This window comes from Blastococcus sp. SYSU DS0510 (assembly GCF_054050835.1).
Genome location: NZ_JBJHAC010000003.1, coordinates 1 through 24,942, shown reverse-complemented (window position 1 = coordinate 24,942; position 24,942 = coordinate 1). Strand labels below are relative to the sequence as shown.

Annotated in this window: 21 protein-coding genes and 1 pseudogene; 16 read left to right on the top strand and 6 right to left on the bottom strand. The window is 74.0% G+C overall.

Translation table 11 applies throughout. The annotated features are described in order from the left end of the window. Nucleotides 1-26 precede the first annotated feature (26 nt). The 4 genes from hisC to ACI79P_RS03140 all read left to right on the top strand — a co-directional run bounded on the left by hisC (nucleotide 27) and on the right by ACI79P_RS03140 (nucleotide 3,859). Entirely contained in the window at nucleotides 27-1,136 is a 1,110-nt protein-coding gene (gene hisC / locus ACI79P_RS03155) for a histidinol-phosphate transaminase (protein WP_456579590.1), read from the top strand. An 83-nt stretch (nucleotides 1,137-1,219) separates the two neighbouring features. Then, nucleotides 1,220-2,245 (top strand): tryptophan--tRNA ligase, encoded by a 1,026-nt coding sequence (gene trpS, locus ACI79P_RS03150; protein WP_456579589.1) that lies wholly within the window; start codon nucleotides 1,220-1,222, stop codon nucleotides 2,243-2,245. Next, nucleotides 2,242-2,808, top strand: coding sequence for a 2'-5' RNA ligase family protein (locus tag ACI79P_RS03145; RefSeq protein ID WP_456579588.1), 567 nt, complete (start codon nucleotides 2,242-2,244; stop codon nucleotides 2,806-2,808). Before trpS ends, ACI79P_RS03145 begins: the two co-directional genes overlap by 4 nt. 55 nt (nucleotides 2,809-2,863) lie before the next feature. Next, complete coding sequence (locus ACI79P_RS03140) at nucleotides 2,864-3,859, top strand: YihY/virulence factor BrkB family protein (protein WP_456579587.1); 996 nt, start codon at nucleotides 2,864-2,866, stop codon at nucleotides 3,857-3,859. Here the strand turns inward: ACI79P_RS03140 and ACI79P_RS03135 are convergent. After that, entirely contained in the window at nucleotides 3,762-5,054 is a 1,293-nt protein-coding gene (locus ACI79P_RS03135) for a D-alanyl-D-alanine carboxypeptidase family protein (protein ID WP_456579586.1), read from the bottom strand. The two genes, ACI79P_RS03140 and ACI79P_RS03135, sit on opposite strands and share 98 nt — an antisense overlap. A 250-nt stretch (nucleotides 5,055-5,304) precedes the next feature. Here ACI79P_RS03135 and ACI79P_RS03130 point away from each other — a divergent pair, with 250 nt between their 5' ends. The 11 genes from ACI79P_RS03130 to ACI79P_RS03080 all read left to right on the top strand — a co-directional run bounded on the left by ACI79P_RS03130 (nucleotide 5,305) and on the right by ACI79P_RS03080 (nucleotide 17,918). After that, the gene (locus tag ACI79P_RS03130; RefSeq protein WP_456579585.1) at nucleotides 5,305-6,369 is read left to right on the top strand and encodes a BMP family lipoprotein; all 1,065 of its coding nucleotides are present in this window, start codon (nucleotides 5,305-5,307) and stop codon (nucleotides 6,367-6,369) included. A 302-nt stretch (nucleotides 6,370-6,671) separates the two neighbouring features. Beyond that, nucleotides 6,672-8,249 (top strand): ABC transporter ATP-binding protein, encoded by a 1,578-nt coding sequence (locus ACI79P_RS03125; RefSeq protein ID WP_456579584.1) that lies wholly within the window; start codon nucleotides 6,672-6,674, stop codon nucleotides 8,247-8,249. Further along, on the top strand, nucleotides 8,246-9,466 hold the full coding sequence (locus tag ACI79P_RS03120) for an ABC transporter permease (RefSeq protein ID WP_456579583.1): 1,221 nt from the start codon (nucleotides 8,246-8,248) through the stop codon (nucleotides 9,464-9,466). The genes ACI79P_RS03125 and ACI79P_RS03120 overlap by 4 nt, the downstream gene beginning before the upstream one ends. A 73-nt stretch (nucleotides 9,467-9,539) precedes the next feature. Next, nucleotides 9,540-10,826: an ABC transporter permease gene (locus ACI79P_RS03115; protein WP_456579582.1), complete on the top strand. Its 1,287-nt coding sequence runs from the start codon at nucleotides 9,540-9,542 to the stop codon at nucleotides 10,824-10,826. Next, nucleotides 10,826-11,266, top strand: a complete 441-nt coding sequence (locus ACI79P_RS03110; protein ID WP_456579581.1) for a cytidine deaminase — start codon at nucleotides 10,826-10,828, stop codon at nucleotides 11,264-11,266. Before ACI79P_RS03115 ends, ACI79P_RS03110 begins: the two co-directional genes overlap by 1 nt. Next, nucleotides 11,266-12,546: a thymidine phosphorylase gene (locus ACI79P_RS03105; protein WP_456579580.1), complete on the top strand. Its 1,281-nt coding sequence runs from the start codon at nucleotides 11,266-11,268 to the stop codon at nucleotides 12,544-12,546. Before ACI79P_RS03110 ends, ACI79P_RS03105 begins: the two co-directional genes overlap by 1 nt. A 168-nt stretch (nucleotides 12,547-12,714) precedes the next feature. Continuing rightward, the gene (locus ACI79P_RS03100) at nucleotides 12,715-13,575 is read left to right on the top strand and encodes an ABC transporter ATP-binding protein (protein WP_456579579.1); all 861 of its coding nucleotides are present in this window, start codon (nucleotides 12,715-12,717) and stop codon (nucleotides 13,573-13,575) included. Next, complete coding sequence (locus ACI79P_RS03095) at nucleotides 13,572-14,384, top strand: ABC transporter permease (RefSeq protein ID WP_456579578.1); 813 nt, start codon at nucleotides 13,572-13,574, stop codon at nucleotides 14,382-14,384. The genes ACI79P_RS03100 and ACI79P_RS03095 overlap by 4 nt, the downstream gene beginning before the upstream one ends. A gap of 58 nt (nucleotides 14,385-14,442) precedes the next feature. Further along, on the top strand, nucleotides 14,443-15,516 hold the full coding sequence (locus ACI79P_RS03090) for an adenosine deaminase (RefSeq protein ID WP_456579577.1): 1,074 nt from the start codon (nucleotides 14,443-14,445) through the stop codon (nucleotides 15,514-15,516). A 3-nt stretch (nucleotides 15,517-15,519) separates the two neighbouring features. Then, a complete protein-coding gene (locus ACI79P_RS03085) occupies nucleotides 15,520-16,212 on the top strand; it encodes an MgtC/SapB family protein (protein WP_456579576.1) in 693 nt (230 codons plus the stop codon). A 245-nt stretch (nucleotides 16,213-16,457) separates the two neighbouring features. After that, nucleotides 16,458-17,918, top strand: a complete 1,461-nt coding sequence (locus tag ACI79P_RS03080; protein ID WP_456579575.1) for a DEAD/DEAH box helicase — start codon at nucleotides 16,458-16,460, stop codon at nucleotides 17,916-17,918. Nucleotides 17,919-18,025: 107 nt separating this feature from the next. Here the strand turns inward: ACI79P_RS03080 and ACI79P_RS03075 are convergent, their stop codons facing one another. From ACI79P_RS03075 to deoC, 5 genes are all read right to left on the bottom strand, one after another. Further along, nucleotides 18,026-19,375 (bottom strand): hypothetical protein, encoded by a 1,350-nt coding sequence (locus ACI79P_RS03075; protein WP_456579574.1) that lies wholly within the window; start codon nucleotides 19,373-19,375, stop codon nucleotides 18,026-18,028. A gap of 55 nt (nucleotides 19,376-19,430) precedes the next feature. Then, nucleotides 19,431-20,837, bottom strand: a complete 1,407-nt coding sequence (lpdA, locus tag ACI79P_RS03070; RefSeq protein ID WP_456579573.1) for a dihydrolipoyl dehydrogenase — start codon at nucleotides 20,835-20,837, stop codon at nucleotides 19,431-19,433. A 72-nt stretch (nucleotides 20,838-20,909) separates the two neighbouring features. Next, a complete protein-coding gene (locus tag ACI79P_RS03065; RefSeq protein WP_456579572.1) occupies nucleotides 20,910-21,782 on the bottom strand; it encodes an aldehyde dehydrogenase family protein in 873 nt (290 codons plus the stop codon). Between the two features lie 73 nt (nucleotides 21,783-21,855). Then, the gene (locus tag ACI79P_RS03060; RefSeq protein ID WP_456579571.1) at nucleotides 21,856-23,256 is read right to left on the bottom strand and encodes an aldehyde dehydrogenase family protein; all 1,401 of its coding nucleotides are present in this window, start codon (nucleotides 23,254-23,256) and stop codon (nucleotides 21,856-21,858) included. 83 nt (nucleotides 23,257-23,339) lie between these two features. After that, nucleotides 23,340-24,350, bottom strand: coding sequence for a deoxyribose-phosphate aldolase (gene deoC, locus ACI79P_RS03055; RefSeq protein WP_456579570.1), 1,011 nt, complete (start codon nucleotides 24,348-24,350; stop codon nucleotides 23,340-23,342). Nucleotides 24,351-24,617: 267 nt separating this feature from the next. Here deoC and ACI79P_RS03050 point away from each other — a divergent pair. Further along, nucleotides 24,618-24,942 (top strand): annotated as a pseudogene (locus tag ACI79P_RS03050) (endonuclease); the annotation flags it as partial.

Genomic DNA, 24,942 nt, shown 5'->3' with positions numbered 1-24,942 from the left:
CGGGCCCCCGGGAGGTGGAGGTCCACGTGGTCAGTGCCCGACCGGCGGTGCAGTCGCTCCCCGCGTACCGGCCCGGCCGCAACCCGGCCGACCTCGCCCGCGAGATCGGCGTCGAGCGCGCCGTGAAGCTCGCCAGCAACGAGGTGGCGTTCCCGCCGCTGCCCGCCGTCGTCGAGGCGGTGACCACCGCGGTCGCCGGCACCAACCGGTACCCCGACAACGGCGCCGTCGTCCTCACCGGGGCGCTGGCCGAGCGCTACGGCGTCGACCCCGCCCAGGTCGCCACCGGTTGCGGGGCGGTTGCCATCTGCCAGGAGCTCGCCCAGGCCTACAACGACCCGGGCACGAGCATGGCCTTCGCCTGGCGTTCCTTCGAGATGTACCCGCTGCTGGCCCGCGTCGCCGGCGCCCGCGCGGTCCAGGTGCCGCTGGTGCCGGGCCGGCCCGGTGGGTCGCCCGACACCCACGACCTCGAGGCGCTCGCCGCGGCGCTGGACGACAGCACCCGGCTGGTGTTCGTCTGCAACCCGAACAACCCCACGGGCACGGCGGTGCACCGCGCGGAACTGGAGCGCTTCCTCGACGCGGTGCCGGCGGAGACGCTGGTCGTCCTCGACGAGGCCTACCGCGAGTTCGTCACCGACCCGCGGGTGCCCGACGGCGTGGAGCTGATGCGCGGCCGGCCCAACGTCGCCGTGCTGCGCACCTTCTCCAAGGCATGGGGGCTGGCCGGGCTGCGCGTCGGCTACCTGCTCGCCGAGGACCCATCGGTCGCCGAGGCCGTCCGCAAGACCCACCTGCCGTTCAGCGTCGGCATGGTCGCCCAGGCGGCGGCGGTCGCGGCGCTGGCCAGCGAGGACGAGGTGCGGGCCCGGTGTGCCGCCGTCGTCGCCGAGCGCGAGCGGCTGACCGCCGCCCTGCGGGACCGGGGCCTGGAGGTCTCCGACAGCCAGGCCAACTTCGTCTGGCTGCCGACCGGCGAGCGGACGGCGGAGCTCGCGACCGCGCTGGAGTCCCGTGCGGTCATCACGCGCCCCTTCGCGGGGGAGGGCATCCGGGTCACGGTGGGCACGCCCGAGGAGGACGACGTCTTCCTGGCCGCGCTCGACGACGCGCTGCCCGACGCGCTCCGCTGACCAGCGCCGACCGGGCCGTACCGACGGCCGGCGCCCGGGCGCCACGGGGGAGCCCGGAACGGACGGCGGCCCCGGCTGGTTTGATGGCCGACGTGGCTCTTCCCCGCGTCCTCTCCGGCATCCAGCCGACGGCGGACTCCTTCCACCTCGGGAACTACGTCGGCGCCCTCCGGCAGTGGGTCAGCATGCAGGAGGACCACGACGCCTTCTACTGCGTCGTCGACTTGCACGCGATCACCCTCGAGCAGCCGGACCCGGCCGTGCTCCGGCAGCGCACCCTGGTGTCGGCGGCGCAGCTGATCGCCCTCGGCGTCGACCCGGCCCGCAGCACCCTGTTCGTGCAGAGCCAGGTGCCCGAGCACGCTCAGCTGGCCTGGGTGCTGCAGTGCCTCACCGGCTTCGGGGAAGCCAGCCGCATGACGCAGTTCAAGGACAAGAGCACGCGCGAGGGGGCCGGCCCGACGTCGGTGGGGCTGTTCACCTATCCGGTGCTGCAGGCCGCCGACATCCTGCTGTACCAGGCACACCGGGTCCCGGTGGGGGAGGACCAGCGGCAGCACCTGGAGCTCACCCGCGACCTGGCCGGCCGGTTCAACGGCCGGTACGGCGAGACCTTCACGCTCCCCGAGGCCTACATCCCCGCCGGCGCCGCCAAGATCCTCGACCTGCAGTCGCCGGACAAGAAGATGAGCAAGAGCCTGCCGCCGGCGGGCTGCGTCAACCTGCTGGACGACCCGAAGGTCACCGCGAAGAAGATCCGCTCCGCGGTCACCGACACCGGGCGGGAGGTCGTCGCGGACCCCGAGGGCAAGCCCGGCGTCACGAACCTGCTCACCATCCACTCCGCCTTCTCGGGGCGGAGCATCGCCCAGCTCGAGGAGCACTTCGCCGGCCGCGGCTACGGCGACCTGAAGAAGGAGCTCGCCGAGGTCGTCACCGACGCCCTCGCCCCCGTGCAGCGGCGCACGGCCGAGCTGCTGGCCGACAGCGCCGAGCTGGAGCGCCTGCTCGCCGCGGGCGCCGCGCGGGCCCGCGAGGTGGCCGGCCGCACGCTGGCCGCCGTGTACGAGCGGGTCGGCTTCCTCCCACCGGCCGGGCCGGCGGCATGAACGACGACACCTTCGTCGGCCGGCTTGCGACCGGACCGGAGACGGCGGTGCTCGGGGTGATCGTGCCCGTCCCCGAACCCTGGTCGGCGCTGCTGGTCGACTGGCGCACCAAGGTCGGCGACCCGCAGGCGGCGCTGGTGCCGCCGCACGTGACCCTGCTCCCGCCGACGGAGGTGCCGGTCGCGGACCGCGACGCCATCACCGAGCACCTCGCGGCCGTCGCCGCCGCGCACCCGCCGTTCGACATGCACCTGGCCGGCACCGGCACCTTCACGCCGGTCTCCGACGTGGTCTTCGTGACCGTGGCGCGGGGGATCGGCAACTGCGAGCTGCTGGCCAACGACGTCCGCCAGGGCCCGCTCGCCCGCTCGCTCTCCTTCCCGTACCACCCGCACGTCACCGTCGCCCACGACGTGCCGGCGGACATGCTCGAGCTCGCCTACTGCGGGCTCCAGGACCTCTCGGCCGAGTTCCGGGTGGAGCACTTCACCGAGTTCGAGCAGTCGGCGGCCGGCAGCTGGGTCGTCGCCCGCGAGTACCCCCTGACCGGCCCCGCGCACTGAGCCGGCACCGCGTCAGGACCCTGCGAGGGGACGGGGCAGGCCCCAGACTCGGGCGGTGAGCTCCACCCCCACCCGCGAGGCCCCCGACCAGGAGGCAGCCGTCCGGAAGGGGTGGCCGGCGCGCGCGTGGGACCGCGTCGAGAGCGCGGTCGACGCCGCCCGCCGGCGGTCGCCCCGGCTGGACCACGTGGCCCGGGCCGGCGGGCGCTACCGGCGGACGCAGGGCGACCTCATGGCGGCGGGCGTCACCTACTTCGTCTTCCTGGGGCTGTTCCCGGTCCTGCTCCTGGTCGCCTCGGGCATCGGTCTGGTGCTGGCCGGCAACGAGCTGCTCCAGCGCGAGCTCTACGAGGCCATCCGCACCACCTTCCCGGGCAGGACCGGAGAGGACCTCGTGGCCGACCTGCGCGGGGCGGTCGGCTCCGCCGAGGTGGTCGGCGTGATCGGGCTGGTCGGCTTCGTCTACGCCGGCCTCCGGGCGATGGACAAGCTGCGCATCGGCATGGAGCGCATCTGGAAGGGGCGCGCCGAGGAGCCGGAGTTCCTCCGGGACAACGTGCAGGACCTCCTGGCCCTGCTGCTGCTCGGGGCGGTCGGCCTGCTGAGCCTCGCGCTGACCGGTGTCGCGACGGGGGCGACGTCGTGGCTCCTCGGGGTGCTCGGGCTCGAGGGCGCGCCCGGCCTCGCGCTGCTCGCCACGGTGGCGAGCCTGGCGCTGGCGTTCCTGGGCGACGTCGTCGTCTTCCTGTGGCTGCTCAAGGTGGTTCCCTCCACCCCGCACCCCGTGCGCCGCCTGTTGCCGGGGGCGCTGTTCGGCGCGGCCGGCTTCGAGGTGATGAAGCTGATCGGGAACCTCTACCTCTCGCTGATCTCCGGCAGCGTGACCGCCTCGGCGTTCGGTGGCGCCGTCGGCATCCTGGTCTGGATCAACATCGTCTTCCGGTTCGCCTTCTTCACCGCTGCCTGGACCGCCACCCTGCCGGCGGTGGAGGCCGCCGGCCGGCCACCGGAGCGGGAGACGGCCGGCGACGTCGACGCACGATCGCAGTGACCGCGCCGAGCCCCACCCCGGCGAGGACGGCGAGGGCCCACGGAGCGGGAGCCGTCTGCGCCCCGGAGGCGGCGAGCGCCGTGCGCCGCAGCGACGGGGAGGGTGCGGTGCTGGCCGGCGGCGGGGTCGACCGCGGGGTGGCGGCGACCAGATCACCCGGTCGGACCAGCCGCCCGACCCCGGGGACGGCGGCCGGGACGGCGAACCCCCAGTCGAGCAGGCGGGCCGCCTGGTCGGCCGCGGTCAGCGGCCGGTTCTCCGTGTCCAGGACGCTGACCACCAGCCGGCGGCCGTCGCGCTCCGCGGCGGTGACGAAGGTGTGGCGGGCGGCGTCGGTGAAGCCGGTCTTGCCGCCCAGGTTGCCGGGATACGTCGTCCGCAGCGGGTTCTGGTTCTGGATCTGGTAGCCGGGGAACCGGCCCTCCACCGCCGGCATGTCGGCCGTCGGGACGCGCAGCACCTCGGCGGTGACCGGGTCCTCGACCAGCGCTCGGAAGATCAGGGCCAGGTCGTACGCGGAGGAGGACTGCCCGGCGACGTCGAGGCCGGAGGGGGAGCCGGCGACCGTGTCGTAGGCCCCCAGCGCGGCCGCCGTGCGGTTCATCTCGGCGAGCGTGGCCGCCTCACCGCCGAAGGCCCGCGCCAGGGCCGTCGCGGCGTCGTTGCCCGACTGCAGCACCAGTGCCCGGAACAGCAGCGGGACGGGGTACTGCCCGCCGGCGACCAGCCCCACGCGGCTGCCCTCCACGCGCTCGTCCTCTTCCGTGCCGACCACCACCAGGCCCGGGTCGAGCCGGTGCGCGAGCGCCAGGAAGGTCAGGGTCTTGAGCGTGCTCGCCGGGTAGTAGCGCCCGTGCGGGTCGCGCGCGGCCAGGACGGCGCCCGAGCCGGCGTCGGCGACCAGCCACCCGGACGCGGCGAGGCCGTCGGGGAGCGGGGGAGCGCCGTCGGCGACGACCACGCCTCGTGTGCGCAGCCGCTCGCCGCCCACCGTGCTGCCGTCGGGCGCGGTGCCCCGGGGTGGGAGGGCGGTGCGCGGCGCGGTCGGCGTGGGCGCGGCCGGGTCGACCGTGGGGCGCGGCGCCGCCGTCGGTGTCGTGGTCGGGAGGGGGCCCGCCACGGCGGGCGCCGGCCCGGCCGCGATCGCGAGGACAGCGGCGGCGGCCGCCAGCCAGGTCGCCCGTCGTCCTCCCACGACGAGGAGGCTAGGCGGACGTGAGGTGGGACACGGCCCCGAGGGGAGGCGCGGCCCCGAACGGAGGAGTGTTCGCAACGATCGGGTCTCAGTCCGGGGGAGAGGTGGTAGCGGGCCCCGTCACCGCGGTTAGCGTCCGGGGTCGTGCCCCCTGCGGGCCACCCCCTCGGGGCGGCTCCGGGGCGCGAGCAACCCACACCCGGGAGACCCTGCCACGCGGCGGGATCTTCCCCCAGAAAAGGAGACCGTCTTGCGCCGAGCGCGGATGACGAAGGCCGCGGCGCTGCTGCTGGCCGGCAGCCTGGCCCTGGCGGCCTGCGCCAGCGACGAGGAGCCCGCGGCGGGCGGTGGTGACACCGGCGGTGGTGCCGCCGCGGAAGGTGGACCGCAGGTCGGCCTGGCCTACGACGTCGGCGGCCGTGGTGACCAGTCGTTCAACGACTCGGCGTACGCCGGTGTCGAGGCGGCGATCACGGCCCTGGACGGCGAGGTCCAGGAGTTCAGCCCGAACGACGACGGCTCCGACCGCGTCGAGGGGCTGGCCAACCTGGCGGAGGCCGGCTACGACCCGGTCATCGGCGTCGGCTTCGCCTACGCCGAGACGATCGCCGAGGTCGCCGAGGAGTTCCCCGACACGACGTTCGCCGTCGTTGACTCCTCCGTGGCCGACATGGGCCTGGAGAACGCGACCGGCCTGCTGTTCGCCGAGGAGCAGGGCTCCTTCCTCGCCGGCGTCGCCGCCGCGCTGAAGAGTGAGACCGACCACGTCGGCTTCGTCGGCGGCGTCGAGATGCCGCTGATCCAGAAGTTCGAGGCCGGCTTCACGGCCGGCGCCAAGGCCGTCAACCCGGACATCCAGGTCGACGTCGAGTACATCTCCCCCGCCGGTGACTTCTCCGGCTTCGGTGACCCGGCCCGCGGCCAGATCCTGGCCCGCAGCATGTACGACGCCGGCGCGGACATCGTCTTCCACGCGGCGGGCGGCTCGGGCAGCGGCGTCTTCCAGGCGGCCGCCGACACCGGCAACCGGGCGATCGGTGTCGACTCCGACCAGTACCAGACCGTCGACGACCCGGCGCTGCAGGCGGTCATCATGACCTCGATGCTCAAGCGGGTGGACAACGCGGTGGAGTCGTTCATCACCGACTACTCCGAGGGCAACGTCCAGGGCGGCATCGACATCCTCAACGACCTGGAGAGCGACGGCGTCGGCCTGGCCACCTCGGGTGGGCAGATCGACGACATCCAGCAGCAGATCGAGGACTACCGCCAGCAGATCATCTCGGGCGAGATCACGGTCCCGACGACCCCGTGAGCCAGGGTGCGCCGGCCGGATCCCTCCGGCCGGCGCACCGGAGCGAACCACCGACGGCGGGTCCGGGCGTGCTGCCCGGGCCCGCCGTCGTGGTGAGCGGGGCGCCGCCCCGCCCGCGCGGGGGGCGCGCTCCCGGTCGCCGCGGGGGTGCGTCATCATGCCCAGGGCAGGTGCCCTCACCCGGGTTCCCCGCCCGACCACCGGCAGCCCGGGGGGACGACGACCGGACCGGCGTCGTCACCGGTGCGCCGGATCGAGACCAGCGCCGCCCGCGCGGCGCACCGTGAGAGAGAGGCCCACCCATGGCCCAGGCTCCAGGAGCCGGTGCCGCGCAGCCCGACGGCGGGGCGGCGCGGTCGCCGTACGCGGTCGAGCTGCGCGGCATCACCAAGCGCTTCCCCGGCGTCGTCGCGAACAAGGACATCGAGCTGGCGGTCCGCCGGGGCGAGGTGCACGCGATCGTCGGTGAGAACGGCGCGGGCAAGTCCACGCTGATGAAGACGCTGTACGGCGAGCACCGGCCGGATGAGGGCACGATCCTCGTCGACGGCCGCCCCGTGCAGTTCCGCAGCCCGGCCGACGCGATCGCGGCGGGCATCGGCATGGTCCACCAGCACTTCATGCTGGCCGACAACTTCACGGTCCTCGAGAACGTGGTCCTGGGCAGCGAGCCGACGAAGGGCGGCCGGCTGGACCGGGCCGCCGCCGGCCGCCGGATCGAGGAGATCTCCGAGCGCTACGGGCTGGGGCTGCGCCCCGACGACCTGGTGGAGGACCTCGGCGTCGGTGACCGGCAGCGCGTCGAGATCGCCAAGGTGCTCTACCGCAACGCCCGGACGCTGATCCTCGACGAGCCCACCGCCGTCCTGGTCCCCCAGGAGGTCGACGAGCTCTTCGGCAACCTCGCGGAGCTCAAGCGCGAGGGCCTCACCGTCATCTTCATCTCACACAAGCTCGACGAGGTCCGGAAGGTCGCCGACGCGATCACCGTGATCCGCCGGGGCACCACCGTCGGCGAGGCCGATCCCCGCACGACCACGGCCAAGCAGCTCGCCGAGATGATGGTCGGGGCCGAGCTGCCGACGCCGGAGCTGCGCAGCTCCACCGTGCGCCAGACGCCGGTGCTGCGCCTCGCGGGCGTCACCGTCGCCTCGGACGCCGGGCGGCCGCTGGTCGACGGCGTCGACCTCACCGTCCGCGAGGGCGAGGTCGTGGGCATCGCCGGGGTCGAGGGCAACGGCCAGGCCGAGCTCGTCGAGGCGATCATGGGCCTGCGCTCGCTGGCCGCCGGCACCGTGCACCTGGGCGAGCAGGACCTCACCGGGTGGAGCACCCGCGCCCGCCGGGAGGCCGGCATCGGGTTCATCCCCGAGGACCGGCACCGGCAGGGGATGCTGCTGGACGCCCCGCTCTGGGAGAACCGCATCCTCGGCCACCAGACCCGGCCGCCGGCCGCGCGAGGGCCGTTCATCGACCGCAAGGGCGCGCGCGCCGACACCGAGCGGATCATGCGCGAGTACGACGTCCGGGCACCCGGCCCCGACACGCTCGCGGTGGCGCTCTCCGGCGGCAACCAGCAGAAGCTGATCGTCGGCCGCGAGATGAGCGCCGCCCCCCGCCTCCTCATCGCCGCCCACCCCACCCGCGGGGTCGACGTCGGCGCGCAGTCGGTCATCTGGGAGCTGCTCAAGGACGCCCGGGGCGAAGGGATGGGGATCGTCCTGGTGTCGGCCGACCTCGACGAGCTGATCGGGCTCTCCGACACGCTGCACGTCATGTTCCGCGGCCGCCTGGTGGCGACGGTGGACCCCCGCCAGGTCACCCCCGAGGAGCTCGGCGGGTACATGACCGGCGCCCGGACCGCGGCAGGTGCGGCGTGAACCGTCTGCGCAGCACCGGCCTGGCGCTGCTGGGCCCGGCGCTCGCCGTCCTCGTCGCCCTGGTCATCTCGGCCCTGGTCATCGCGCTCATCGGCGAGAACCCGATGCGGGCGCTCCAGGTCATGACCGACCTCGGCGACGCGCCCTCCCAGCAGGTGCAGTCGATCGTGGTGATCCTCAACCGCGCCGTCCCGCTCTTCCTGGCGGGGCTCGCGGTGTCGGTCGCCTTCCGCATGGGGCTGTTCAACATCGGCGTCGAGGGCCAGTACCGGCTGGCCACCGTCGTCGCCGCCGCCGTCGGTGCGGCCGTCGTGCTGCCCGGCCCGCTGCACGTGCTGCTGGTCATCGTCGTCGCCATGGTGGTCGGCGCGCTGTGGGCCGGCATCGTGGGCGTGCTCAAGGTGACCCGCGGCGTCAGCGAGGTCATCAGCTCGATCATGCTGAACTTCATCGCGCTCGGGCTGGCGTCCTTCCTGCTCACCGGCCCGTTCCGGGGGAGCCCCGAGGGCGCGTCCATCATCACGACGACGCCGCTGCCGGAGTCGGCGTGGTTCCCGGGGCTCAACGGCGTGCTCGGCGCCTTCGGGCTGGCCGAGCCCCGCACGGAGCTGTTCGGGTTCCTGCTCGTCGCCGTCGTCGTGGGCATCGTGATCGCGGTGCTGATCCAGCGCACCCGCTTCGGCTTCGACCTGCGGGCCACCGGCATCTCGGCCTCCGCGGCCACCGCCAGCGGGGTCGACGCCCGGCGCATGGTGGTCACCACGATGCTGCTCTCGGGCGCGGTCGCCGGCCTGATCGGGCTGCCGGACCTGCTCGGCGACACCCGCGCCTTCGGCACCGAGTTCACCGCAGGGCTGGGCTTCCTGGGCATCGCCGTGGCGCTGCTCGGCCGGAACAACGTCGTGGGGATCGCGCTGGCCGCGCTGCTGTTCGCCTTCCTCGACCGCGCCGCCCTGCCGCTGCAGTTCGCCGACATCCCGGCGTCGGTCGTCACGATCATCCAGGGCACGATCGTGCTCGCCGTCGTCATCGCCAACGAGATCGCCCGCCGGTTGGCCCTGCGCTCGGCCGAGCGCTCCGGCGCCGAGGCGACCGGCGCGCCCCCGGACCCCGGTGGCAGCGCCGACCCGGGCGGTCCCGGGCCCGGCACCGGTCCGGACGGCGGGCACCGCGTCCGCACCGGGGTTCCCGGCTCTTCCGAGGAGGCGCGCGCATGAGCGAGTTTGCGAGCTCGAGAAAGGCAGAGCCACCAGTGGGCATGCGGTCACCGAGCGTCAGCGAGGGGGGAGCATGACCACCGCGACCCCGTCCGGGGGCAGCACCGCCACCCGGCCCAGCCGCGGCCCGCTGACCGACCGGCTCACCGGCGGCGGCCGCGGCACCCGCATCGTGTGGCTGGTCCTCGGCCTGCTCTTCGTCTTCTCCGTCACCCGCGCGATCTCCGGTGAGGAGGCGCTGACCTCGTCCTCCACGATGCGGGCAGCCCTGCTGCTGGCGGTGCCGATCGGGCTCGCCGCGCTGGGCGGGCTCTACTCCGAGCGCGCCGGCGTGGTCAACATCGGCCTCGAGGGGATGCTGATCCTCGGCACCTGGGGCGCCGGCTGGGCCGGCTGGCAGTGGGGTTGGGTCGGCGCCATCATCGGCGGCACCGTGCTCGGCGCCATCGGCGGCCTGCTGCACGCGATCGCGACGGTGACCTTCGGCGTCGACCACGTCATCTCCGGCGTGGCGATCAACATCCTCGCCGCCGGCGTCGCGCGCTTCCTCTCCGAGCTGGTCTACATCGAGGGGACCGGGGGCGGGCCGACGCAGTCGCCGTCCGTGGGCAGCGACCCGCCGAGCTTCTCGGTCCCGGTGCTCTCCTCGGGACCCGACCTGCTCGGCGACGTGGAGAACACCGGCTGGTTCCTGATCAGCGACCTCGCCGGGGTGCTGCGCGGGCTCACCAGCGGGCTGGGCGTGGTCACGCTCCTGGCGATCCTGCTCATCCCGATCTCCTACGTCGTCCTCTGGCGGACGGCGTTCGGGCTGCGGCTGCGCTCCTGCGGCGAGAACCCGGCGGCCGCCGACTCGCTGGGCGTGCCGGTGTACCGGATGAAGTACATCGCGGTGATCATCTCCGGCGCGCTGGCCGGGCTGGGCGGCGTCTTCCTGGTCTTCGTCGCCGGGATCTACCGCGAGGGCCAGACCGGCGGGCGCGGCTTCATCGGCCTGGCCGCGCTGATCTTCGGCAACTGGCGCCCGGGCGGGCTGGCCGCCGGCGCCGGGCTCTTCGGCTTCTCCGACGCCCTGCAGCTGCGCAGCCGGACGGCGGTGGTCGCGCTGCTCCTGCTGGTCGCGCTCCTGCTGGTCGGCGTCGCGGTCTACCAGGCGATGAAGCGCCGCTGGGTCCCCGCGGTGCTGTCCGCCGCGGTGGCTGCGCTCGCGCTCGTCGCGTTCCTCTCGATCGAGGAGCTGCCCGACGGCATCGTCTTCTTCACCCCGCACCTGACCACGCTGCTGGTGCTCTCGCTGGCCTCGCAACGGCTGCGGATGCCCAAGGCCGACGGACTGGTCTACCGACGAGGGGAACACTGATGGAGAACGGGGTGGTGGGGCGGGTGGACGACGCGGACTGGGACGCCCTGCGCGCCGCGGCCCGCGAGGCGATGACCCACGCCTACGCGCCGTACTCGAGGTTCCCGGTCGGCGTCGCCGGGCTGGTGGACGACGGCCGCGTCGTCACCGGGTGCAACGTCGAGAACGCCTCCTACGGGCTCGGCCTGTGCGCCGAGTGCGGCATGGTGAGCGACCTCGCCCGCACCGGGGGCGGCCGGCTGGTCGCCGTGGCCTGCGTCGGCGGGGACGGCCGGCCGCTCATGCCGTGCGGCCGCTGCCGCCAGCTGCTGTGGGAGCACGGGGGCGCCGAGATGCTCATCGAGACGGTGTCGCTCGGCATCGTGCCGATGCGCGAGGTGCTGCCGGACGCCTTCGGCCCCGACGACCTGGTCGCGGCGGCCGAGAGAGGGCAGGGCTGATGGCCGGGCACGACGCGATCGACGTCATCCGGGCCAAGCGGGACGGCGTCCCGCTCACCCCGGAGCAGATCCGCTGGGTGATCGGCGCCTACACCGCGGGACAGGTCCCCGACGAGCAGATGAGCGCGCTGCTCATGGCGGTGTTCTTCCGCGGCATGACCGCCGACGAGCTCGCTGCCTGGACCCAGGCGATGATCGACTCCGGCGAGCGCAAGGACCTCTCGTCGCTGGGCCGCCCCACGGCCGACAAGCACTCCACCGGCGGGGTCGGCGACAAGATCACGCTGCCGCTGGCGCCCCTGGTCGCCGCCTGCGGGGTGGCCGTGCCGCAGCTCTCCGGCCGGGGCCTGGGCCACACCGGGGGCACGCTGGACAAGCTGGAGGCGATCCCCGGCTGGCGGGCCGACGTGCACGAGGAGGCCTACCTCGCCCAGCTCCGGGACGTCGGGGCGGTGATCTGCGCGGCCGGCCACGACCTCGCCCCGGCCGACAAGCTGCTGTACGCGCTGCGCGACGTCACGGGCACCGTCGAGTCGATCCCGCTCATCGCCAGCTCGATCATGAGCAAGAAGATCGCCGAGGGCGCGGACGCGCTGGTCCTGGACGTCAAGACCGGCTCGGGCGCCTTCATGAAGAACTCCGACGACGCCCGCACGCTGGCCCGCACGATGGTCGGGCTCGGGGAGGCCGCCGGGGTGCGCACGGTCGCCCTGGTGACCGCCATGGACCGGCCGCTGGGCCGCGCCGCGGGCAACGCGGTGGAGGTCGCGGAGTCGGTGGAGGTGCTCGCCGGTGGGGGGCCCGCCGACGTCGTCGAGCTGACCCTCGCGCTGGCCCGGGAGATGCTGGCCGGCGCCGGACGGGACGACGTCGACCCCGCCGACGCGCTGGCCGACGGGCGGGCCATGGACGTCTGGCGCCGCATGATCGCGGCACAGGGCGGCGACCCCGACGCCCCGCTGCCGCAGCCTGCCGAGCGGCACGTGGTGACCGCCCCCGCCGACGGCACGCTGACCCGACTGGACGCCTACTCCCTCGGCGTCGCCGCCTGGCGGCTGGGCGCGGGCCGGGCCCGCAAGGAGGACCCGGTCTCGGCCGCCGCCGGCATCACCTGGACGGCGGGCGTGGGGGAGCGGGTGACCGCGGGCCAGCCGCTGCTGGAGCTCCAGACCGACGACGCCGACCGCATCCCGCGGGCGCTCGAGGCGCTCGAGGGCGCCATCGGCGTGGACACGGGCGACCAGCCGCTGCCGCTGGTGCTCGACCGCATCACCGCCTGACCCCCGTCGTGATCATGGCGCCGTGACCACCTCCGGACCCGGACCCGTGGTCCCGGCGCCGTGATCACGGGGGGAGGGGCGCGGGCGGTCCGAGCCGAGGGGGGAGACTGTTCCCTCGTGCAGAAGGACTCCCTCCTCCCCACCACTCGCGGGCTCGCGGCGGGACCCGTGAGGGAGCCGGTGGACCCGGACGCGGCGATATCCATCCGCGGCCTGGTCAAGCGCTACGGCGACCGCGCGGCCGTCGACGGCCTGGACCTCGACATCCGCCGGGGGGAGATCTTCGCGCTGCTGGGGCCGAACGGGGCCGGGAAGACGACGACGGTCGAGATCTGCGAGGGGTACCGGGACCGCGACGGCGGGGAGGTGCGCGTGCTCGGCGTCGACCCGGCGCGGGGCGGGCGCCGCTGGAAGGCCGAGCTCGGCATCGTGCTGCAGTCCGGCGCCGGGGACAGCCAGCTCTCGGTGCGCGAGCTGCTCACCGCCCAGGCGTCCTACTACGCCGACCCGCGGGATCCCGACGAGGTGCTGGAGCTGGTGGGGCTCACGGAGAAGGCGGGCGCCCGCGGGCGGACCCTCTCCGGCGGGCAGCGGCGCCGGCTCGACGTGGCGCTGGGCATCGTCGGCCGGCCGCGGCTGCTCTTCCTCGACGAGCCCACCACGGGCTTCGACCCGGAGGCCCGCCGCCAGTTCTGGTCGCTGATCCGGTCGCTGCGCGAGCTGGGCACCACGATGCTGCTCACCACCCACTACCTCGACGAGGCCGAGGAGCTCGCCGACCGCGTCGGCGTCATCGCCCACGGCCAGCTCGCCGAGGTCGCCGTCCCCACCGCGCTCGGCGGCCGAGGCACCGCGCCCGCCGTCGTCAGCTGGACCGAGGACGGCGCCCGGCGCACCGCCGAGACCGCCACGCCCACCGCCTTCGTGGCCGACCTCGCCGCCCGCTTCCCGGGTGAGGTGCCCGACCTCGCGGTCAGCCGGCCCACCCTGGAGGACGTCTACCTCAAGATGATCGGGGACCGCTCGTGACCACCACCGCGCCGGCGCCGGCCCCGCTGCCCTCGGTCGCCCGGGTCTCCCGCACCCGGGCCGGGGTGGAGCTCAAGGAGTTCTTCCGCCAGCGCGAGTCGGTCGTCTTCACGCTCGTGTTCCCGGTCATCCTCCTGCTGGGGCTGGGCGCGGTGCTGGAGTACGACCTCGGCTCGGGCGTGGACTTCCCGCAGTACTTCATGGCGGGGGTGATCGCCGCGGGCATCGTCGGCGCGAGCCTGCAGAACATGGCGATCCACATCGCGGGGGAGCGCTCCGACGGCACCCTCAAGGCGCTGGCCGGCAGCCCGATGCCGAAGACCGCCTACTTCGTCGGCAAGGTCGCCCAGGTCGTCGCGGTGACGATCGCGACCATCGTGCTGCTGCTGGTGGTCGGCGTCCTGGTGTTCGGCATCGACCTGCCCACCGGGGCCGACTGGCTGACCTTCGCCTGGGTCACCGTGCTGGGAGCGGCGGCCTGCACGCTGCTGGGTGTCGCGGTCTCCTCCCTCGCCCGGAACTCCCGGTCCGCCTCGGCGACGGTCACGCCGATCGCGCTGGTGCTGGAGTTCATCTCCGGCGTCTTCATGCCCTTCGACCAGGTGCCGGGGTGGCTGCAGGACGTCGCCGCCGTCTTCCCGGTGAAGTGGCTGGCGCAGGGCCTGCGCTCGGTCTTCCTGCCCGACTCCCTCGCCGCCCGTGAGCCGGCCGGTTCCTGGGAGCTCGGCACGGTGGCGGTCGTGCTCGCCGTCTGGTGCGTGCTGGGTCTGCTGCTCTGCATCCGCACCTTCCGCTGGCAGGACCGATAGCACCGCGGTCCTCCGGACCTCGTCATGACACCGATCGGTGGGTCGGTAGCTTTCCCGTGTGCCTGCACCGCTGAATGCCGAGTACGTCCGTCGCGCACCCAAGGTCCTGCTGCACGACCACCTGGACGGCGGGCTGCGACCGCAGACGGTGCTCGAGCTGGCCGACCAGCTCGGCTACCGGGAACTCCCGGCGTCGGACGCCGAGGCGCTCGGGCGCTGGTTCCACGAGGCGGCCGACTCCGGCTCCCTCGTGCGGTACCTGGAGACGTTCGCGCACACCGTCGCGGTGATGCAGACCCCGGACGCCGTGGCGCGGGTGGCCCAGGAGTGTGCAATGGACCTCGCCGCCGACGGCGTCGCGTACGCCGAGGTCCGCATGGCCCCCGAGCTGCTCACCAGCGGGATGCCCCTGGAGACCGCGGTCGAGGCCATGCTGGACGGTTATGCGCGGGGCAGCCGGGACGCCGCCGCCGCGGGCACCCCCATCCGCATCGGCACCCTGCTGTGCGCCATGCGGCAGGAGGACCGCTGGGAAGAGGTCGCCGGCCTCGTCGTCCGCTACCGCGACGCCGGCGTCGTCGGCTTCGACCTCGCCGGCCCGGAGGACGGGTTCCCGCCCGACCGGATCCCCGCCGCGATCGCCCTGCTGGACCGCGCCGGGGCGCACCGCACGGTGCACGCCGGGGAGGCCGCCGGCATCGGCAGCATCGTGTCCGCGCTCGACGGCGCCGGCGCCGAGCGGCTCGGCCACGGCGTGCGGATCGCCGACGAGGTCGCCGCTGACGGCACGCTGGGCCCGGTCGCGCAGCGGGTGCGCGACGCGCAGGTCCCCCTCGAGGTCGCGCCGTCGTCCAACGTGCAGACCGGCGCCTACCCCTCCCTGGCCGAGCACCCGGTGGACCGCCTGCACCGGCTGGGCTTCGCCGTCACGCTCAACACCGACAACCGGCTGATGAGCGGGGTGTCGCTGACCAGCGAGGTCACCGACGTGGCGACGACGTTCGGCTGGACGTGGGACGACGTCCAGACGGTGACCGAGCGGGCGCTGGCCGCCGCCTTCCTGCCCGACGAGGAGCGCCGGCGGCTGCTGGACGAGGTGGTCCGCCCCGGGTACGCCGCGCTGGAGGGCTGAACCGTGGAGGTCCTGCTCGCCGAGACGACCGGGGAGTCCCTGGACCGGCTGGCCGACCTCGGGGTGGCGTTCGCCCTCTCGGCGCTGATCGGGTTCGAGCGGGAGCTGCGGCAGAAGGCGGCCGGGCTGCGGACGCTCACCATCGTCGGGTTCGCCGCGGCGCTGTTCATGGTGATCAGCGGGGCGGAGTTCGGCGACTCCCGCATCGCGGCTCAGGTGGTGTCCGGGCTCGGCTTCATCGGCGGCGGCCTGATCTTCGTCCGGCGCGACGCCGTCCGGGGGCTGACGACCGCCGCCGTCGTCTGGCTCACCGCCGCCGTCGGCATGGCGGCGGGGGCGGGGCTGTGGACGTACGCCGCCGTCGCCACCGCCGGTCACCTGCTGATCGCCTACGCCTTCACCCCGCTGGCCCGCCGGCTCTCGGGCCGGGCGGCGCACGCCTACCCGCTGGTGCTGACCTACCGGGACGGGCAGGGCGTGCTGCGCCGGGCGCTGGCCGAGTGCACGCAGCAGGGCTTCACGGTCCGCAACCTCGACACGTCCGTCGAGGCCGAGCAGCGCAGCGGTGTCCCGCAGGCCACGGTGCGGCTCACCTTGGAGGGCACCGGACCGGTGACGACGCTCGCCGCCCGGCTCGCCGATCTCGAGGGGGTGCTGGCGGTCTCGGCCGGGCACCGGGACGAGGACGCCGACTGACTCCGGCGGGGTGGGCGCCGTCACCCCCGTCCGCGGGAATGGCGCCATGATCTCCGCTGCTACGGTAGAGGCACCGGCACAAGGCCGGTCATCCTCCCGGACGGTCGGTCCGGGAACGAGCGCATCCGTGCAGATCCCGCGTCCTCCCAGGGCGCAGCTGATCGCCAAGTGAGGACGCCGGCACGTGCCGGGGCTCGTCCTCTTCCACGGGACGCGCTCCGAGCAGTATCGGAGCCCCACCCCGCATGACGTTGATCCACCCTGCCCCGCTCGAGTCGAACGAGGCCGAGACCACCCCGGTCCAGGCCCCCGAGGCGCCCGCCGGTCCCACCTTCGCCCAGCTGGGTCTGCCCCAGCCGCTGGTGACCGCGCTCGAGCGGCGCGACATCCGCCACCCCTTCGCCATCCAGACGTCGGCCCTGCCCGACGCGCTCGCCGGCCGCGACGTGCTCGGCAAGGCAGCCACCGGCTCGGGCAAGACCCTGGCCTTCGGCCTGCCGCTCCTGGCCCGCATCGGTGCCGAGGTCAAGCACGGCCGCCGCGCCCCCCGCGGGCTGGTCCTCGTGCCGACCCGCGAGCTCGCCCAGCAGGTGCACGACAACCTGGCCCCCCTCGGCCAGGCGACCGGCGTGCAGCTCGCCACCGTCTACGGCGGCGCGCCCATGTACCGCCAGATCCAGCAGCTGCGCCGCGGCGTGGATGTCATCATCGCCACCCCCGGCCGGCTGCAGGACCTGATCAGCCAGGGTGAGGCCAGCCTCGCCGAGGTGGTCATCACCGTCCTCGACGAGGCCGACTTCATGGCCGACCTGGGCTTCCTCCCGGTCGTCAAGGAGCTCCTCGACCAGACCGCCGCCGACGCCCAGCGCCTGCTGTTCTCGGCGACGCTGGACGGCGAGGTCGACGCCCTGGTGCGCCGGTACCTCAAGGACCCGGCGCGGCACGAGGTCAAGCGCCCCGGGGACGACGCCCCGCCGGCCGAGCACCGCGCCTACACCCTGGCGTTCCGCGACAAGGTCGCGCTGACCAAGGAGCTGGCCCAGCGCCCCGGCCGGACGCTCATCTTCGTCCGCACGCAGCTGGGTGCCGATCGCCTGACCGAGCACCTGCTCGAGACCGGGGTCAAGGCGGCCGCCATCCACGGCGGCCTGCCGCAGTCGGCTCGCAAGCGCGCGCTGGAGGCGTTCACCGACGCCCGCTCGCCCGTGCTGGTGGCCACCGACGTCGCCGCCCGCGGCATCCACGTCGACGACGTCTCGCTGGTCGTGCACTACGACCCGCCGGCGGACTCGAAGACCTACCTGCACCGGTCGGGCCGCACGGCCCGCGCGGGTGCGGCCGGTGTCGTCGTGTCGCTGCTGCTGCCCGACCAGGTCGGCCAGTCCAAGCGCCGGTTCCGCCAGGCCAAGGTCGACCCGGCCCTGCGCCGGGTGACCCCGGGTGACCAGGAGATCGCCGAGCTCGTCGCCAGCGGCGTGCACGTCGAGCCGGTCGAGCGCGCGGTCCGCGACTCGCGTCGCGCCGGTGGCCCCGGCGGCCGTCCGCGCCGCGAGGGCGACCGGCCCGGTGGCGGCCACCGCGGTGGCCCCCGCCGCTCCTACGGGGACCGCAACCGCTCCGGCGGCGAGCGGTCCGGCCGGCCCGGCGGTAGTGACCGCCGGTTCGGCGGCGAGCGCTCGGCCCGACCCCCGCGCCAGGGCAGCTGACCCCACCCCAGCACGCAGACGGCGGCCCGTCCCGGACATCCGGGGCGGGCCGCCGTCGTACGGCCCCGTCCAGAGGCTCGCCGCGAGCCTCGGGACGGGGTCCTTCGTCACTCGCGGAAGACCAGGGCTCCGCTCACCGCGGCCACGACCTCGTCCCAGTCGGTGCGCAACCGGGCGGCCTCGGCGGCGTCCAGGGGCTCGTCGGGCTGCCGGTCCGCACGCGCCAGCGCCCGGCCGAGCGGTGCGGTGGGGGCGAGCAGCTCCTCCACGCGGGTCAGCCCCGCGTACTCGCCCAGGTCGCGCACGCCCTCCGCGGGCTGGACGAGCGCCCGGTGGGTGACCAGCCCGGCGGCGCCGTCGGCGACCTCGCCCAGCACCTCGGAGAGCTCGGTGAGGTCGTAGCGGTCCTGCTCGGCCGGCAGGGGCGGTGTGTCGGTGTCGGCGACCTCGGGCCAGGAGGCGATCTCGACCAGGTCGTGCCGCTCGTTGCCGGAGCAGAACCGCGCGAGGTCGGCCGGGGTGTCGAAGAGGAAGACCTCGCCGTCGCGGCCGAGGAACCGGGCGACGTCCTCGACGTAGCAGCGCAGGGTCACCCCGGCGCCCTCGGGGACGACCACCTCGACCGGCAGGATGCCGACGGCCTCCCAGAACTCGGCGGCGGCGGCGACCGCGGCGGGGGAGGCGGTCACCCGGCTGCCGCGCGCGATCGTGCTGACGCCCGGCCGACCGGCCACCGACGCGGCCGTTGCGCCGGCCGGCTCGGCGTCGGCGATCTCGACCTGGTCGGGCAGGTCCTCCTCGTCGCCGGGCACGTCGTCGCCGGCCTCGGAGGCCGACGGGTACTCCTCGAGCGTGGCGGTGCCCCCGCCGGTCCAGTCGAAGTGGTCGGAGAGCTCCTCGACGACGTCCTCCCAGAGCTCGTCGAAGACGCTCCCGACACCGATCCAGGCGTCCTCCCCGGAGCGCCCGGCGAACGCCTCCACGCCCAGGCCGAGGGAGCCGATCTCGGGCTTGGCGGCGAGCTCGGCGACGGCCTCGAACTGCTCCTCGTCGTCGTCCTCGTCGGTGGTGTCCAGGCACTCGGCCAGCCGGCTCACGATGTCGACGGTGGCGGCCAGCTCCTCCACCGCCCACCGGTCGGGGTTCTCGGCGGCGATGTCGTAGACCCCGTCGAGGTCGTACCGGTGGTCCTCGTCCGGGGTCAGGTCGGGGGCCGCCAGCCCGGCGACGACCGGCCACACCGGGTGGTCGGCGAGGTCGTGGTCGGTGCGCGTGCGGCAGAAGGCGGCGAGCTTCGCCGGCGTCGGGAAGAGGTGCACGGTGGCGACGTCGCCCTCGGTCGTGCCGAGGAACGCCTGCCACTCCTCGCCGTCCTCCTCCCACGGCGGAGCCCACAGGGTGTACCCCGTGCGGTCGTCGAGGGTCAGTGCGATGGGGACGATGCTGGGCCTGGCCACCCGCCCATCCTGCCCTGTCGCCCCGGGGACGCATCTCCGGGCCGCGCCGGGGGTCTCAGAGGTTGATCATGTGGCCGGCGAGGCCGTGGATCGCCTCCTGCAGCCCCTCGCTGAGCGTGGGGTGGGCGTGCACGTTGCGGGCGAGCTCGGTGGCGGTGAGGTCCCACTTCTGCGCGAGCGTCAGCTCGGGGAGCAGCTCGGTGACCTCCGGGCCGACCAGGTGCCCGCCGAGCAGCTCGCCGTAGGTCTCGTCGGCGATCAGCTTGACGAAGCCGCCGGGCTCGGCCAGCCCCTGCGCCTTGCCGTTGGCGGTGAAGGGGAACTGGGCGACCTTGACCTTCCAGCCCTTCTCGTCGGCCAGCTCGCGGGCCTGCGCCTCGGTGTAGCCGAAGCTGGCGACCTGCGGCGAGCAGAACGTGGCCCGCGGCATCATCACGTAGTCGAGCTCCATGGTCTCCGCGCCGGCGATCGTCTCGGCGGCGACGACGCCCTGGGCCTCGGCGACGTGGGCGAGCATCAGCTTGGCGGTGACGTCGCCGATGGCGTAGACGTGCGGCACGTTCGTGCGCATGCGCTCGTCGATCGCGATCGCGCGGACGCGCTCGGTTAGCTCGACGCCCAGCTTCTCCAGGCCGTAGCCGTCGACGCGGGGCTGGAACCCGATCGCCTGCATGACCTTGTCCGCGTGGAGTTCGCGGGTGCCCTTGGCATCGGAGACGGTGACCGTCACCTGGTCGCCCGTGTCGTCGATCCGCTCGACCTTGGTGGAGGTGAGCACCTCCACGCCGAGCTTGCGATAGGCCTTGGCCAGCTCCTTGGAGACGGCGGCGTCCTCGAGCGGCAGCATCCGGTCGGCGTACTCGACGATCGTGACCTGCACGCCGTAGTTGCGGAGCACGAAGGCGAACTCGACCCCGATCGCGCCCGCGCCCGCGATGATGATGCTCGCCGGCAGCTCGCGGCTGAGGATCTGCTCCTCGTACGTGACCACGCGCTCGGAGAGCTCCGTGCCCGGCAGGAACCGGGTGTGCGCCCCGGTCGCGATGATCACCGCGTCGAAGGTGACGGTCTCCTCGCCGCCGGCGTTCAGGGCGACCTGCAGGGTGTGGGGGTCCGTGAAGGTGCCCCAGCCGTCGATCTCGGTGATCTTGTTCTTCTTCATCAGGAAGTGCACGCCCTTGACCCGGCCCTCGGCGACCGTGCGGCTGCGGTCGAAGGCGGCGCCGAAGTCGAAGGAGACGTCGCCGGAGATGCCGAAGGTCTCGGCTCCGTCGCGCACCAGGTGGGCGAGCTCGGCGTTGCGCAGCAGCGCCTTCGACGGGATGCAGCCCACGTTCAGGCAGACACCGCCCCAGTACTGGGACTCGACCACCGCCACGCTCTTGCCGAGCTGGGCGGCGCGGATGGCCGCGACGTACCCGCCGGGGCCGGCACCGAGGACGACGACGTCGAAATGAGGCACGGGGCGAGGGTAGTGGCCCCCTGCAGGGGCCCGCCGCGAGCCTGCGAGCGGTGGGGGGCAGGGGGTGTTCTCTCAGACGCCCATCGGATGCCACACCGTCTTCGTCTCGAGGAACGGCGTCATGCGGGAGAGGCCCGGGTCGGCGGTCCAGTCCGGTTCGGTGGCCGGCGGGCGGACGACCCGCTTGATGGTGCCGGCGGCCTCCCGCTCGAACTCCATCGCGCGGCCGGCCGGGGCGCCGGTGAGGTCGATGGCGTCGACGTCGGCGTGCTCGGCCAGCCACGGGCCGAGCTCCTCGGCGTCGCCGGTGAGCAGGTTGACCACACCGCCGGGCACGTCGCTGGTGGCGAGCACCTCCCCGAGGGTGACGGCCGGGATCGGCCGCTCCTTGGACGTGACGACGACGGCGGTGCAGCCGGTCGCGAGCACCGGGGCGAGGACGCTCACCAGGCCGAGCAGGCTCGACTGCTGCGGGGCCAGGACGGCGACGACGCCGGTCGGCTCCGGGAGGCTGAAGTCGAAGTACGGCCCGGCGACCGGGTTGGCCCCGCCGAGGACGGACGCCAGCTTGTCGGTCCAGCCGGCGTACCAGACCCAGCGGTCGATGGCGGCGTCGACGGCGGCGCGAGCCTTCCCCGCCGACAGCCCCTCGCCGTGCGCGACCTCCTCGCAGAACTGGACGTGCCGGCCCTCCATCACCTCGGCCACCCGGTAGAGCACCTGGCCGCGGTTGTAGGCGGTCGCGCCCGACCACTTGGGGAAGGCGGCCCGGGCGGCGACGACGGCGTCCCGGGCGTCCTTGCGCGAGGCCCGGGCGGCGTTGGCCACGAAGTGGCCCTTGGCGTCGGTGACCTCGTAGGTGCGCCCGGACTCCGAGCGCGGGAAGACGCCCCCCACGTAGAGCTTGTAGGTCTTCCGGACGGCGAGCCGGTCGCTCCCGATCACTGGTCAGCACCCTTTCCTCTGGGGAGCTCTCGCGCGCGCTCCGCTCCTCGCTCGCTGGCGCTCGCTGCGATGCTCACTTGCTGTCAGCTCCCGTCAGGTACGCGGCGAGCCCGTGGCGGCCGCCCTCGCGGCCGTAGCCGGACTGCTTGTAGCCGCCGAAGGGCGACGTCGGGTCGAACTTGTTGAAGGTGTTGGCCCAGACCACGCCGGCGCGGAGCTGGTCGGCGATCTTCAGGATCCGCGACCCCTTCTCGCTCCAGATGCCCGCCGACAGCCCGTAGGTGGAGTTGTTCGCCTTCGCCACGGCCTCGTCGGGGGTGCGGAAGGTGAGCACGCTGAGCACCGGGCCGAAGACCTCGTCGCGGGCGATGCGGTGGGCGGGGGAGACGTCGGTGAAGACCGTGGGCGGGAACCAGTAGCCGCGCGCGGGCAGCTCGCAGGCCGGCTGCCAGCGCTGGGCGCCCTCGGCCTCGCCGATGTCGGAGAGCTCGCGGATGCGGGCCAGCTGCTCGGCGGAGTTGATGGCCCCGATGTCGGTGTTCTTGTCCAGCGGGTCGCCGATGCGCAGGGTGCCGATCCGGCGCTGCAGCGAGGCGATGACCTCGTCGTGGATCGACTCCTGCACCAGCAGCCGGGAGCCAGCGCAGCAGACGTGGCCCTGGTTGAAGAAGATCCCCTGGACGATGCCCTCGACGGCCTGGTCGATCGGGGCGTCGTCGAACACGATGTTCGCCGCCTTGCCCCCGAGCTCCAGCGTCAGCTTCTTGCGGGTGCCGGCGACGGCGCGGGCGATCGACCGGCCGACCTCGGTGGACCCGGTGAACGCGACCTTGTCGACGTCGTCGTGCTCGACGACGGCCCGGCCGGTCTCCCCGGCGCCGGGAACGATGTTGACCACGCCCGCGGGGAGGTCGGCCTGGCGGCAGATCTCGGCGAACAGCAGCGCGGTGAGCGGGGTGGTCTCGGCCGGCTTGAGGACGACGGTGTTGCCGGTGGCGAGCGCGGGCGCGACCTTCCACGCCAGCATGAGCAGCGGGAAGTTCCACGGGATGACCTGGCCGGCCACGCCGAGGGGCTTCGGGGCCGGGCCCAGGCCCGCGTGCTCGAGCTTGTCGGCCCAGCCCGCGTGGTAGAAGAAGTGGGCCGCGGCCAGGGGGACGTCGACGTCGCGCGACTCCCGGATCGGCTTGCCGTTGTCCAGCGACTCGAGGACGGCGAACTCCCGCGCCCGCTCCTGCAGCAGCCGGGCGATGCGGAAGAGGTACTTGCCGCGGTCAGCGGGGCGCATCGGGCCCCACGTCTTCTCGAAGGCCCGGCGGGCGGCGCGGACGGCGCGGTCGACGTCGGCCTCGCTCGCGGCGGAGACCTCGCTGAGGACCTCCTCGGTGGCCGGGTTGACCGTCTTGAACGGCTCGCCGGTGCCGTCGACGAACTCGCCGTCGATGAACAGGCCGTAGGAGGGGGCGATGTTCACGATCGAGCGTGACTCGGGGGCGGGGGCGTACTCGAACACGGACGTGGGCCGGGCCGGGCTGGGCGGGGGAGTAGGCATTGCGGTCAGTCCACCGTGACGTAGTCGGGGCCGGAGTAGTGGCCGGTGCGCAGCTTCTGCCGCTGGAGGATGAGGTCGTTGAGCAGGCTGGAGGCGCCGAACCGGAACCAGTCCGGGTCCAGCCAGTCGGGGCCGGCCGTCTCGTTGATCATCACGAGGTGCTTGATGGCGTCCTTCGTCGTCCTGATGCCGCCGGCGGGCTTGAAGCCGATCTGGCGGCCGGTGGCGATGCGGAAGTCGCGGACCGCCTCGAGCATCACCAGGCCGACCGGCAGGGTGGCGGCGGGGGTGACCTTGCCGGTGGAGGTCTTGATGAAGTCGCCGCCGGCGAGCATGGCGATCCAGGAGGCGCGGCGGACGTTGTCGAGCGTCGTCAGCTCACCGGTCTCGAGGATCACCTTGAGGTGCGCGGGGGTGCGGCCGGGAGGGGAACACGCCTCCTTGACCGCGACGATCTCCTCGTAGACGTCGAGGTAGCGGCCGGTCAGGAAGGCGCCCCGGTCGATGACCATGTCGATCTCGTCGGCGCCGTTCTCGACGGCGTCGCGGACGTCGGCGAGCTTCACCGCGCGGCTGGCGCGACCGCTGGGGAAGGCGGTGGCGACGGCGGCGACGTGGATGCCGGTGCCCTGGAGCGCCTCCCGGGCGACGCCCGCGAGGTCGCCGTACACGCAGACGGCGGCGACCTGCGGCGTCGTCGGGTCCGAGGGGTCGGGCTGCCGGGCCTTGGCGGCGAGGCTGCGCACCTTCCCCGGGGTGTCGGCGCCCTCGAGGGTGGTCAGGTCGACCATCGAGATGGCCATGTCGATCGCCCACGCCTTCGAGGTGGTCTTGATCGACCGGGTGCCCAGCTGGGCCGCGCGCGCCTCGGCACCGACCTGGTCCACGCCGGGCAGGCCGTGCAGGAAGGCGCGGAACGCCGCGTCGGAGCGGGTCACGTCGTCGTACGGCGGCGACGGCGCGTGCACCGCGGAGGTCGCCCCGGGGAGCGCGTCGGGGTCGAGGACGTGGGTCATGCGCGCCATTCTCCCCTGCCGTGCGCCGGTCCCCGAACCCGCTCACCCTGCCGGAGCAGGAGGACGCGACCGAGGGTGGTCGATCCGTCCGCCGAGTCGTCCTGGGCCGGTGGGGGACGTCGGGGATCCGCACGGGCATGGGGGCGCAGGCGCACCCTCGCGACGCAGGTTCCTCGTCGCCGTTCCGCCCTCCTGGTGATCAGTGGACAGGCCACTGAGCTGGGGATTCGTGCTGCGGATGTCGTCGGCCGGCGGTAGTATTCGCACATGTGTTCGACAGGTGCGGCCGATGCGGTGGACCGGTTGGTCGCGGCGCTGGACGACCTGGCCGGCGAGCGGCTCGAGGGCGCGTTCGGGCCGCAGCTGATCGAACGGCTGGCCCCGCTGCTGGTGGCGGGGAACCGGCTGACCACCGAGATCGCCCGCACGGTGCGGCAGTGCGAGCTGACCGGGGCGTCGGAGCACGACGGGCAGAAGACGATGGCGTCCTGGCTGCGCGGGCACGCCCGGTACTCGTCCGCCGCCGCATCCAGGCTGGTGAGCACCGGACGGGCGATGGAGGCCCTACCGGCGGTCGCCGCCGCGGCGGCGA

Coding starts and splice junctions, on each gene's coding strand:
- ACI79P_RS03125 (WP_456579584.1), top strand. CDS start 6,672: ATGGCCCAGGCTCCAGGAGCCGGTGCCGCGCAGCCCGACGGCGGGGCG.
- ACI79P_RS03145 (WP_456579588.1), top strand. CDS start 2,242: ATGAACGACGACACCTTCGTCGGCCGGCTTGCGACCGGACCGGAGACG.
- ACI79P_RS03105 (WP_456579580.1), top strand. CDS start 11,266: ATGGCCGGGCACGACGCGATCGACGTCATCCGGGCCAAGCGGGACGGC.
- ACI79P_RS03115 (WP_456579582.1), top strand. CDS start 9,540: ATGACCACCGCGACCCCGTCCGGGGGCAGCACCGCCACCCGGCCCAGC.
- trpS (WP_456579589.1), top strand. CDS start 1,220: ATGGCCGACGTGGCTCTTCCCCGCGTCCTCTCCGGCATCCAGCCGACG.
- ACI79P_RS03110 (WP_456579581.1), top strand. CDS start 10,826: ATGGAGAACGGGGTGGTGGGGCGGGTGGACGACGCGGACTGGGACGCC.
- deoC (WP_456579570.1), bottom strand. CDS start 24,350: ATGACCCACGTCCTCGACCCCGACGCGCTCCCCGGGGCGACCTCCGCG.
- ACI79P_RS03080 (WP_456579575.1), top strand. CDS start 16,458: ATGACGTTGATCCACCCTGCCCCGCTCGAGTCGAACGAGGCCGAGACC.